Raw genomic sequence first — 12,023 nt, forward strand, 5'->3', positions numbered from 1 at the left:
GATGTAAATTTGTGTTAAAAATTGCTGTTAAAACAATTCTTTACTGCTAATGTCTAAATAATTTCGTTTAACAAAAATTAAAATAGTTTCTAAAACTTCGCCCATATTTTTACATTTTTTAAACTCAACATCACCCACATAATCTATTAAATCTTGTTTTAAACGTTCTATATGTTTTGGAAAAGAAATATTATCTTGTTTCATACATCTAATGATGTGCTGAATTCTATCTGGTGAGCTAATCATTCTTTTTGCAATGTAAGAACGTTCTTCAATTTTATACTGATTAATAGAGCTGTTCTGTAATTTTTTACCAACCATTTCTACCATTTTAAAATTCTCTTTTAAGAATTGTAAATTGTATACTTTTAAATTTCCTTCAAAAGATTGTTGATCAAAATCTATGGCTCTAATTTTATATACAATATGATCGAAATCGTGAATAGGTGTAATTACATAATTATAAGATCTCATATCACCCAAAAGACGAATAAAACAACGCTCTTTAAACTTCACAAATTCTTTTGCAATTTGCGACTTTTCTGATTCTGTACATTTTGGCAAAAAATTATCGATAAAATCATCACCAGGAATTCCAGAAATATGCTCTTCTATTAAAGTGTCTTTATACACCAAGTAATTCATGGTGTAAGGAGACAAAATGTGCTCTAATTCTAAACCATAAATACGAGAAGCATCAGCCTGTTTTACATAAAAATAGGTAAAATTATCATTTAAAATATTACGAACTTTAATACGAAAAGGTTTAGAATTACCAAACGTACAAAAGTCTATGGCATCTATATTTAAAAAAGGAATGGTATTATCATTACCATCAGAATGTAAAATGGTGTAAATCTTTTTTAAACTTAAATCAATTTCATTTCTATCCCATTCAGAATAATAAGTTCTTACCCAAAGTGTGTCTTCATCATTCTTATCAAACACAGTTACTGAGCCCTGAAAACGCAATAAATCGTTGTACAAAATACTAATTTTAGTACTTCTGTTGTGTTTTTTTAAAAACGCTGTTAGCAACTTACTAACAGGAAAAGTAGGTTTTTTTTTAGATATTAATTTTTGATTATCAGCCATAAATTCTGTGGTATTTTACAAAAATAGGGATTAAATTAGACGATTTCAAACATCTTACCAGGTAAAGGCTTTGTAACACCTTTTAATTCCATTTGTAATAAAATTGATGACAATTGAAAAATAGGAATATTACATTCTAAAGAGATTACATCTAGAACTTGAGCTCCTTTTAGGTGTAATAAATCGTAGATTTTTTGTTCTCTTTCATTCAAATCAATAAATAATTGTTTTTGAATTACTTTCGGTTGTTCTTTAATATCCCAATTTAGCATTTTAATTATATCTGTTGCAGATGTTAACAAATGTGCATTATTATTTTTTATTAAATTATTGCAACCTTTACTATAAATATCTGTAGTTCTTCCTGGCACTGCAAATACATCTCTATGATAAGAATTTGCAATATCTGCAGTTACTAAAGAACCTCCTTTAGATGCACTCTCTACAATAATTGTTGCTTTAGAAATACCTGCAACAATTCTATTTCTCTTTAAAAAATTCTCTCTTAAAGGTTGTTCTTCACTCCAAAATTCTGTTAAAAAACCACCATTTTCGTTTACTTCATTAATATATTTTTTATGCACTTTAGGGTAAATTTGCTCAAAGCCATGAGCCAAAACAGCAATAGTTTGCAAATTATTTTTTATAGCTGCTTTATGTGCACAAATATCTACACCATATGCAAAACCACTAACAATTATTGGGTTATATTCAGCTAATTCAGTAATTAAATTATTTATAATATCTCTTCCATAAGAACTCATGTTTCTGGTACCAACAACAGATATTATTTTATCATTTTCTAGGTTGATGTTACCATCTCTAAAAAACAAAATAGGGCTATCAATACAATTCTGAAGGTTTTTAGGATAGTTTTTATCTAAAAAATAAGTGTACTCAATATTATTTTTTAAAATATAACCGAGTTCTTTTTCTGCAAGTAATAAATTTTCTTTGTCAAATAAATGTTTTAATGCATGAGCTCCAATACCATTTATTTTTTCTAAAATTGATGTTTTTTCATTGAAAACTTGCTCAACATCACCTACATTAACTATTAATTTTTTAGCCAAAATATCTCCTATAGCTTTGCTTTTTTGTAAGCGTAAAATGGCTAATAATTTTTCTTCTTTCAATAGAACTCAATTTTAAATACAATATATAATTTTTTACTGATATTTTTTTGAAATAATTTAATTTATAAAATAAATATTCTACTTTTGTATTTATGAATTTAGCCAACTATATAAACGATTTACTATACAGATACGATTGTGTAATTGTACCTGATTTTGGAGGTTTTGTAACTAATAAAATAGGTGCAAGTTTAGATGAAAACACGCATATGTTTTATGCACCTTCTAAACAAATTACTTTTAATAGTCATTTAAAAATAAGTGATGGTTTATTGGCTAACTACATTGCTTCTTCAGAAAATATTTCTTTTGAAAAAGCTTCTAATGCAATTACTTTATCTGTAATTAGATGGCAAAATGAATTACAATCTAAATCTTTAGAGATTGGTGCTATTGGTACTTTATCTTTAAACAATAATGGTCAAATTATTTTTGAACCAAACAGTACAGTAAACTATTTACCAGAATCTTTTGGTTTAACTACAGTTACAAATTCAGCAGTAAAAAGGCATCAAGAAATTGTAAAGCCTTTAATACCTGTTGTTAATAAAAAAGAAAGAAAAGGAATACCTACATTTATTAAGTATGCTGCTACTGCTGCAATTTTATTAACTTTAGGTTTTACAGCTAATAATTTTTATCAACAAGGTAAACAAGAAACCATACTTGCTAATCAGCAAAAATCTTTAGAGAAAAAAATACAGACTGCAACATTTGTAATTTCTAACCCTTTACCAACTATTGAGTTAAATGTGGTAAAAGAAACTGCAAAACCATATCATGTTGTTGCTGGTGCTTTTCAAATTAAAGAAAATGCTCAGAAAAAAGTTGATCAACTTAAAAAACAAGGGTTTAATGCCAGTATTATTGGTGTTAACAAATGGGGTTTAACTCAGGTTGTTTTTAATAGTTTTGCTGATAGAAATGATGCTATAAATAATTTGTATAAAATACAAGCTACTGCATCTAAAGACGCTTGGTTATTAGAAACAAAATAACTTTTATTTAGGATACTATCCTTATATCTTTGCAGAAATTTTAAAAGAATGGAAGCAAAAAAATCTATAGAATCTTTAACTGTACTTACAGATTTAGTTTTACCTGGAGACACTAATTATTTAGATAATCTTTTTGGTGGCGAATTATTAGCTAGAATGGATAGAGCTTGTAGCATTGCTGCCAGACGTCATTCATCTAGAATTGTAGTTACTGCTTCTGTAAATCATGTTGCTTTTAGTAAGTCTGTACCTGTAGGTAGCGTTGTTACTATAGAAGCAAAAGTTTCTAGAGCTTTTAACTCTTCTATGGAAGTTTATGTTGATGTTTGGATAGAAGACAGACAATCTGGTAAAAGAACAAAAGTTAACGAAGGTATTTATACATTTGTTGCTGTTGATGAAACAGGAAAACCTGTACAAATACCGAGCTTAATACCAGAAACAGATTTAGAAAAAGAACGTTTTGATGGTGCTTTAAGACGTAAACAATTAAGCTTAGTTTTAGCTGGTAAAATAAAACCAAATGAAGCTACTGAGCTAAAAGCTTTATTTAGTTAAAAATAAAAAAAATGGAATTCTTAAATCATTTTAAAATTTTAGAGTCTTTTATTATTCTTATTTTAGGCTTTTTCATTAGGTTACTCGTAACCAACTCTTTAAAGAAAATTCAATTAAAATTCGGTTTTCAACAAGCAAGAATAATTGTAACGAATAAAATAGTTTCTGTACTAATTTACATTACTTTAATTGTTGTTATTGCTTTTATTTGGGGAGTTGATGAAAAGCAATTATTAATTTACATCTCTTCATTTTTAACCATTTTAGGGATTGCCTTTTTTGCACAATGGTCTATTCTTTCTAATATTACAGCAGGTTTAATTTTGTTTATTAATTATCCTGTAAAAATTGGAGATACAATTACAGTACTAGAAAAAGACAATAACATTACTGGAAAAATATTAGATATTGGTGTGTTTTTCATCACTTTAAAAACGCCAGAAGGCGAATTAATTACAATACCTAATTCTGTAATTATTCAGAAAAACATTCGTTTTAAAGCTTAAAATATCTTTAAAAAAGAAAAAGTGCAATTAAAAATTGCACTTTTTTTTATTGACAATAATTAAATATTATGCCATCTGCTCTTCGTGTTTACCTTCGTAAACCTCTTCTACTAATTTATCATTAAATGCAGGTAAATCATCAGGGTTTCTACTTGTTACTAAACCAGCATCTACCACAACTTCTTCGTCTGTCCAATTTGCACCAGCATTAATAATATCTTTTTTAATAGAACTAAAAGAAGTTACATTTCTATCTTGTAAAACATCGGCTTCTGCCAATAACCAAGGTGCATGACAAATAGCTGCAACTGGTTTATGATTATCGAAAAAAGATTTTATAAAACTAATTGCGTTTTTATCTCTTCTTAAAATATCTGGATTAATAACTCCACCAGGAAGAACTAACGCATTATAATCTGCTTGTGTAACTTCGTTTAAAGTTTTATCTACTTTATAAGCTTTACCCCAATCTCCATTATTCCAAGATTTTATTTCACCTTTTTCTAGTGATACAATTTCTACATCTGCACCTGCTTTTTCTAGTGCTTTTTTTGGTTCTCTTAATTCACTTTCTTCAAAACCATTTGTAGCTAAAATTGCTACTGTCTTTCTATCTAAATTTTCCATTTCTATGTTTTAAGATTCATATTAAAAGTTAATACTTTATTAACTCATTTCAAATTTATTAATGATTAAAACCATTGTTTAACTCATTAGATTGTGAAATTGACACAAATACTATTTTAAGAAAATTTTATCTTTTTAAAATCCAAGAAGCAGGATTTAAACGTGTTGTATTTTTAAATAACACAAATACAAGTTTTGTTTTTTTAGAAACTTTGTCTGTAAAAATTCTACCAATATCTTGGCCAACTTCTATTTTATCGCCTTTTTTTACATAAGCGTTTTCTAAATTATTATAAGAAGTTATGTAGTTTCCATGGCGAATTAATACATTTTTTGTACCTCCAGAACCCACCAAAATATTTAAAACCTCACCTTTAAAAATAGCTTTTGCATTGCTACCATTACTTGTTACAATATGCAAACCTGTTCCGTTAATGATAATTCCAGGAAAAGTTGGGTGTGGTTGTTTACCAAATTTTCTAACCACAATACCTTCTTTTACAGGCCAAGGTAACTTACCTTTATTAAGCTCAAATTTAGCTGCTAAAGCTTTTGCTTCTGGAGTTAATATAAAACTACTACTCTTTTTAACAACTGTTTTATTTGTTTTAGATTTACTTTTGCTTAATGCTAATCTATTAGCTTTAGCAATTTCTTCTTTAATAATTTTATCTATTCTAGCAGCAACTTTTCTCTCTTCTTTAGCATTTCTTTGAATCTCTCTTTTGTATTTACCTTCTTTCTTTTTGATTTGAGAGATTAAACTTTCTTGATTCTTTTTATCAGACTCAATTTCATTTTTTTGATTTTTTTCAACCAAAATTAAAGTGTCTTTTACTTTCTTTTGATAAAAAAGAGAATCGTTTAATTTTTTAATAAAATTTGCTTGAACCTGAATTTGTTCACCTTGTTTTTTTCTGAATTGTGTATACTGTTTGGTGTATTCTAATCTTTTATAAGCTTGATAAAAGTTTTGCGAAGACAATAAAAACATTAATCTACTTTGTTGTGATTTACTTTTATATGATTTGTAAATCATCTCTGCATAATCTGCTTTTAAAGCTTTTAATTCTTTATTTAGCTTTGTGATTTTTCGCTCATTTCCATTAATTTCGTTCGTTAAAAGCTTTGCTTCTAAATTAATTGTATTAATTAACTTATTACGAACATCAATTTTTCGGTTGATGTCTTTTAAAGCTTCTAAAGCATTTTTCTCTTTTTTAACTTCATTAAAAAGCAATCTGTTTAATTTTACAATTTCAGATTTGTATTTTTTTCGCTGATTTTCTAACTGCTTTCTAGTTTGACTAAATGCAGAGAAATTCATCAGAAAAACTAATGATAAGAGAAGATAATACTTTATAAACTTCATTAAAAAGATAACTTTTTATAACCTTTTGGTACACTAAAAGACATATTTACGTCTTCATTAAAAATAACAGATTTGTATTCTAAATCTATGGTTGTTAGCGATTTTTTATTCTTTGCTTTAATATTTATCCCTGTAGGGAAAACAACTTCATCAATTAAACTATAAGAAGGGTATTTTACATCTAATCGTAAATCTTTTTCTGTATTTATAATGGTTTGTTCATCTAATTTAAAATGTGCAGGGTTTATATTAAAGAAAATATCAAACAATGCTGCTTGTTTTTCTGGAGATAAAACATACCTGTTATTAACAATTTCTACTTCTTGATCTTCTGCTCTAACATCCATTAAAGATTGACCTAAAAACAAATTCTGTAGCTGTTCAAAGTTAATTTCTACACCTAGTAATTCTTTTATCATAGAAAAATCTCCCTCAAAAGAATTTTTAAGTAAAGACGAATAATAACGTACAGAAGTTGGTGTAATTTCTGCTTTAAAAACCGTTATAAATTTGCTTCCTTTTAACCAAATTACTTCGTCTTTTTTCATTTTCATGCTAACAGATAAACTTTGCTTTGTTTTTCCGTTATCAAAATTCATCTTTAATTTTGCATCAATTGTATTTTTATCAAAATTAGCAGCAACATGTTTTTTTGCTACTTTTCTTGCTGAAATACTTTTGGCTGTTGCAGTTGCATCAATCATGTTTTTTGTTGTTTTACAAGACGTAAATATTATTGTAAAAAAGAGAATGTATTTTATAAACTTCATGTATTAACTCTTCAATTTATTAGCTTTTTGCTGGTATTTATTTTCTTCTTTTACATTGCCTAAACCTTTATAGGTTTTTGCAAATTCATTATAAAAATCTACTTCCATTTTATCTTCTATTACAAAATCGATACCATTTTGTAAAGTAGTTAACGCATTTTTATAATTTTTCTGATTATTTAATGCTTTGGCTTTCATTAAATATACAAAAGGTTGTGCAGGAAAAAGTGTAATTCCTTCTTCACTAAACTTTAATAACTCTAATGGTTTATCTGCAGATAACTTTAAAATCTGTTCTAATACTTTATAAGATTTATCTGTTTTAAATTGATTGATTAAACCAGTTAAATCTGTAAGGTTTTCATCTTTTATTTCAGGTAACTTGGTATTCTCTAAACTATATTTAATTCTTTTTAATCTAGAAGATAACATATTATCCTTTTCTAAAGAATTCATTAAAGCAAAAGCTTTTTGATATTGTCTATCATACAAATAAAGTCTTACTAAAAACTCTTTTTCTTTAGGATTAATGGCTATTATTTTTTGCTGATTTTTAATCGCTTCTTTATAGTTTTTCTCCTTTTGGTTTATTTTAACCAAGTGCTTTAACATCCAAAGATTATTTACATCTTTAGCTAAAGCTCTGTTAATATATTCTTTGGCTAATAAAGTATTATTGAGTAATAAATAATTCTTAGAAAACTCAAAAAAAACTGCAACATCATTAATTAAAAGCTGATTGCAATTTTCTAGGTTTTCAATGGCTTTTTGATGATTTCCAATCGATTTTTCTGATAATGCTTTAAAAAAATAATGCTGAAACTTTAATTCTGCTTCTTCAGTTAAATCTTCTTTTTCAGGTATACTGTCTTGCGATAAAATATCAACAGTAATTAGCATAAAGAACAAAGACAAAAGAGACAACTTTATGTTTGTAAAGTGCCTCTTATTATTAATATTTATTTTCTTTATGCTAGACATATATTATGTTAACTCTGTATAATCACCAATACTTACAGAGGTAAATTCGCCATTATATTTTGCGTGATTACCAATCATTGCATTATCTAAATTAGCATTAGAAATGTCTACATTCTTTTGAATTAAAGAATTAACAATTGTAGAATTATTTACTAAACTATTAGAACCAATAGAAACATATGGACCTACTTTAGAATCTCTTAAAACTACGTTTTCTCCTATATAACAAGGCTGAATAATTTCTGAATTTTGTAACACAACATCATCAGAAACTAAGTTAACACCAGCTTCATGCTCAAACGAAAGAGTTTGTTTGTTAGTATCTACAGTTGGGTCTTTTTTACCACAATCCATCCAAGCATTTACAGTTCCAGGTATAAATTTTGCACCTTGTTGCTTTAAAGATTCAAGAACATTGGTTAATTGGTATTCGCCATTTTCTTTTAAATCATTATCTATTAAATGCTGAATTTCTTTTAAAACTTTTTCACCACTTTTAAAATAATAAATACCAATTATTGCTAAATCTGATACAAATTCTTTTGGCTTTTCTATAAAATCTGTAATTACACCCTCTTGTAACTTAACCACACCAAAAGCACTTGGGTTTTCTACTTGACTAACCCAAATTGCACCATCTGCGTTTACATCTAATTTAAAATCTGCCTTAAATAAAGTATCTGCATAAGCAACTACACATGGCCCACTTAAAGATTCTTTTGCACAATAAATAGCATGTGCAGTACCTAAAGCTACATCTTGCACATATACAGAACCTTTTGCACCTAATTCTTTTGCGATTTTTAATAATTTTTCTTCTGTATCTGCAGGAAAACCTTTGGCTCTACTACCTATAACAAATGCAATTTCTTCTATTTCTTCATCTATTACAGAGGCAATATCTTCTACCAATCTTTGTACAATAGGTTTACCAGCTATTACTGTTAGCGGTTTTGGAACTGTTAAAGTATGAGGTCTTAAACGAGAACCAATACCAGCCATAGGGACAATAATTTTCATATAATATTTTTTAGTTAAACACTACTGCAAGATAACATTAATTAACAGATACTAAAATTGTTTTTTATTCTAAAAATCTCTTAAAATATTTTAGAATTGTTAACTCTCTCCCCATTTATAGGGAGGCTTACCCCCATAAATAGGGAGGCAAAAATTTCACCATAAATAGGGATTGACAGATAGCTTTATTTCATTTAGATTTACAGTGTAGAAATAGATAAATAATCTTGTCCCCCAATTAGTTATTTATTTTTACACATAGATAGAAAATAGATAAATAATCCACCCCCCCTTTGTTGTTTATTTTAAATGATGTAAAAAACCCAAGTTAACTCTTGGGTTTTTTGTTTCTTTGCAAAAACTTAAATCGTGAATTACCTTTCTGTAGAAAATATCTCTAAATCTTATGGAGAACGTGTTTTGTTTCAAGACATTTCTTTTGGTATTAGTAAAGATCAAAAAATAGCATTTGTTGCCAAAAACGGAACTGGTAAAACATCCATTCTAAATATTATTGCTGGTTTAGATACTGCTGATGAAGGCCAAGTAGTTAGTAGAAAAGATATTTCTATAGCATATTTAGCACAGAGTGATGATTTAGATCCAAATTTAACCATTGAAGAAACCATTTTTGCTACAGATAACAAAATACTTTCTATTGTTAATCAGTATGAAAAAGCATTAAAAAACCCAGAAGAAGCAGAAGCTTACCAAACTGCTTTCGATTTAATGGACCAATACAATGCCTGGGATTTTGAAACACAATACAGACAAATTCTATCTAAATTAAAGTTAGACGATTTAACTCAGAAGATTTCATCGCTTTCTGGAGGGCAGAAAAAACGTCTTTCTTTAGCTATTGTTTTAATTAGCAAACCAGATTTATTAATTCTAGATGAACCAACAAATCATTTAGATTTAGAAATGATTGAATGGCTAGAATCATTTTTTGCCAAAGAAAAGATTACACTTTTTATGGTTACTCACGATCGTTATTTTTTAGAGCGTGTTTGTGATGAAATTTTAGAATTAGACGAAGGTAAAATCTATAAATACAAAGGTAATTACTCTTATTATCTACAAAATAAAGAAGAACGTTTAGCTCTAGAAGCTACCAATTTAAGTAAAGCCAAAAGTCTATTTAAAAAAGAATTAGACTGGATGCGTAAACAACCAAAAGCTAGAACTACAAAATCAAAGTCTAGAACTGATGATTTTTACGCAATTAAAGAAAAAGCGCATCAACGAAGAAAAGATCATTCTGTTCAATTAGAAATAAATATGGAACGTTTAGGAAGCAAAATTCTTGAACTTCACAAACTGCATAAATCTTTTGGAGATAAAGTAATTTTAGATGGTTTCGATTACGTTTTTAAACGAGGAGAACGAATAGGAATTATTGGTAAAAACGGAACAGGTAAATCGTCTTTTTTAAATATTCTTACACAGAAAAGCCCTGTTGATGCTGGTAAAGTTGTTATTGGCGAAACTATTAAGTTTGGTTATTATACACAGGCAGGAATCAATGTAAAAGAAGGACAAAAAGTTATTGAAGTAATCAAAGAATTTGGTGAATACATCCCTTTATCAAAAGGAAGAAAAATTTCTGCCTCGCAACTTTTAGAACGTTTTTTGTTTGATAAAAAGAAACAATACGATTTTGTAGAAAAACTTTCTGGAGGTGAACAAAAACGTTTGTATTTGTGTGCTGTTTTAATTCAAAATCCTAATTTTTTAATTCTGGATGAGCCTACAAACGATTTAGATGTTGTTACCTTAAATGTACTCGAAAACTTTTTGTTAGATTATCCTGGAAATTTATTGGTTGTTTCTCACGACCGTTATTTTATGGATAAAATTGTGGATGCTTTATTTGTTTTTAGAGGTAATGGAGTTGTTGAAAACTTTCCTGGAAACTACTCAGATTTTAGGGCTTATGATAATTCTACAGAAAAAGAAGTAGAAAAAGAAAAGCTTGTTGTAAAAAAAGCAGAAAAGAAAACTACTAAAAGCAGCTTAAGTTTTAACGAAAAAAGGGAATTTGGTGCTTTAGAAGCAGAAATTGCAAGGTTACAAAAAAGAAAAGACACCATTGAACAACAGTTTGTAAACGTAGAAATTGCTGCAGATGATATTCAGAAAAAATCTGAAGAGTTACAAGAAATCATTATTACTTTAGAACAAAAAGAGGAGCGTTGGCTTGAAATTTCTATGAAATTAGAAGATTAATCTACACTAACAATATTTTTTTCTTTTACTAATTCTTCATTATTGAAGCGTAATAATATTTGTGCAACTGCAACTGTGTCTTTTTCGCAATACCTAACAATTCTTTCGATATCTTTTTCTTGGTAATATACTTTAGCAACTTCACTACCATCAATATCATCTTTTGGTGATGGTACACCTAAAATGGAAGTTAGTAATTTTAAAGATGTATAATGTTTGTAATCGCCAAACTTCCAAAGCTCAAGCGTATCTAAATGCGGAACTTCCCAAGGTTTCTTGCCAAACAAATTGAGTTTTTTAGGTAATTCTATTTGATGTACAATCATTCGTCTAGCAATAAAAGGAAAATCGAATTCCTTACCATTATGAGCACATAAAATATTTGTTTTTTTAGCAAAGTGTTTGTCTAATAAATCTTTAAAATCAATTAGAACCTTATTCTCATCATCACCATAAAATGAAGTTATTCTTAGTTGTTTTTTGTCTTCTACATCTACAAAATAACCAACAGAAATACAGATTATTTTTCCGAATTCAGCCCAAATTCCTGCTTTTTCATAAAACTGTTTTGCTGTAAATTCATCTTTACGTTGGTATTGGGTTTTCTTATCGAACAATTCTTGAGTTGTTTTAGAGACGTTTTCCCAATTTTCTTCTTGTGGTACTGTTTCTATATCTAAAAATAGAATATCGTTTAATTTATAGGTAAGATTCATAGCTTTATTTCTTTT

Annotated in this window: 12 protein-coding genes; 4 read left to right on the forward strand and 8 right to left on the reverse strand. The window is 27.9% G+C overall.

Annotated features, from left to right (window positions below):
- Nucleotides 1-27: 27 nt before the first annotated feature.
- Nucleotides 28-1,095 (reverse strand): hypothetical protein, encoded by a 1,068-nt coding sequence (locus KO506_RS05785; protein WP_215993950.1) that lies wholly within the window; start codon nucleotides 1,093-1,095, stop codon nucleotides 28-30.
- Between the two features lie 35 nt (nucleotides 1,096-1,130).
- Nucleotides 1,131-2,231, reverse strand: a complete 1,101-nt coding sequence (dprA, locus tag KO506_RS05790; protein ID WP_215993951.1) for a DNA-processing protein DprA — start codon at nucleotides 2,229-2,231, stop codon at nucleotides 1,131-1,133.
- Between the two features lie 92 nt (nucleotides 2,232-2,323).
- Here dprA and KO506_RS05795 point away from each other — a divergent pair, with 92 nt between their 5' ends.
- Genes KO506_RS05795 through KO506_RS05805 form a run of 3 tightly spaced genes read left to right on the forward strand, consistent with a single transcriptional unit; the run spans nucleotide 2,324 to nucleotide 4,293 of the window.
- On the forward strand, nucleotides 2,324-3,229 hold the full coding sequence (locus KO506_RS05795; RefSeq protein WP_215993952.1) for an SPOR domain-containing protein: 906 nt from the start codon (nucleotides 2,324-2,326) through the stop codon (nucleotides 3,227-3,229).
- Nucleotides 3,230-3,277: 48 nt separating this feature from the next.
- Nucleotides 3,278-3,787, forward strand: a complete 510-nt coding sequence (locus KO506_RS05800) for an acyl-CoA thioesterase (RefSeq protein ID WP_215993953.1) — start codon at nucleotides 3,278-3,280, stop codon at nucleotides 3,785-3,787.
- A gap of 11 nt (nucleotides 3,788-3,798) precedes the next feature.
- The gene (locus KO506_RS05805) at nucleotides 3,799-4,293 is read left to right on the forward strand and encodes a mechanosensitive ion channel family protein (protein WP_215993954.1); all 495 of its coding nucleotides are present in this window, start codon (nucleotides 3,799-3,801) and stop codon (nucleotides 4,291-4,293) included.
- A 66-nt stretch (nucleotides 4,294-4,359) separates the two neighbouring features.
- Here the strand turns inward: KO506_RS05805 and KO506_RS05810 are convergent, their stop codons facing one another.
- The 5 genes from KO506_RS05810 to KO506_RS05830 form a co-directional block, all read right to left on the reverse strand.
- Nucleotides 4,360-4,920, reverse strand: coding sequence for a type 1 glutamine amidotransferase domain-containing protein (locus KO506_RS05810; protein ID WP_215993955.1), 561 nt, complete (start codon nucleotides 4,918-4,920; stop codon nucleotides 4,360-4,362).
- Nucleotides 4,921-5,047: 127 nt separating this feature from the next.
- Nucleotides 5,048-6,292: a murein hydrolase activator EnvC family protein gene (locus KO506_RS05815; RefSeq protein ID WP_215993956.1), complete on the reverse strand. Its 1,245-nt coding sequence runs from the start codon at nucleotides 6,290-6,292 to the stop codon at nucleotides 5,048-5,050.
- Complete coding sequence (locus KO506_RS05820; RefSeq protein ID WP_215993957.1) at nucleotides 6,292-7,062, reverse strand: DUF4292 domain-containing protein; 771 nt, start codon at nucleotides 7,060-7,062, stop codon at nucleotides 6,292-6,294. Before KO506_RS05820 ends, KO506_RS05815 begins: the two co-directional genes overlap by 1 nt.
- Before the next feature lie 3 nt (nucleotides 7,063-7,065).
- Nucleotides 7,066-7,977 carry a tetratricopeptide repeat protein gene (locus tag KO506_RS05825; RefSeq protein WP_252726795.1) on the reverse strand — a complete coding sequence of 304 codons (912 nt, stop codon included), beginning with the start codon at nucleotides 7,975-7,977 and terminating at the stop codon, nucleotides 7,066-7,068.
- Between the two features lie 69 nt (nucleotides 7,978-8,046).
- Complete coding sequence (locus tag KO506_RS05830; RefSeq protein WP_215993959.1) at nucleotides 8,047-9,063, reverse strand: sugar phosphate nucleotidyltransferase; 1,017 nt, start codon at nucleotides 9,061-9,063, stop codon at nucleotides 8,047-8,049.
- 369 nt (nucleotides 9,064-9,432) lie between these two features.
- On the opposite strand from KO506_RS05830, the gene KO506_RS05835 reads away from it, so the two are divergent.
- Nucleotides 9,433-11,292, forward strand: coding sequence for an ABC-F family ATP-binding cassette domain-containing protein (locus KO506_RS05835; RefSeq protein WP_215993960.1), 1,860 nt, complete (start codon nucleotides 9,433-9,435; stop codon nucleotides 11,290-11,292).
- On the opposite strand, the gene KO506_RS05840 is transcribed toward KO506_RS05835, so the two are convergent.
- Nucleotides 11,289-12,008, reverse strand: coding sequence for a 3'-5' exonuclease (locus KO506_RS05840; RefSeq protein ID WP_215993961.1), 720 nt, complete (start codon nucleotides 12,006-12,008; stop codon nucleotides 11,289-11,291). The two genes, KO506_RS05835 and KO506_RS05840, sit on opposite strands and share 4 nt — an antisense overlap.
- Between the last annotated feature and the right edge of the window lie 15 nt (nucleotides 12,009-12,023).

It is taken from the genome of Polaribacter vadi (assembly GCF_018861005.1).
Classification (GTDB): domain Bacteria; phylum Bacteroidota; class Bacteroidia; order Flavobacteriales; family Flavobacteriaceae; genus Polaribacter; species Polaribacter vadi_A.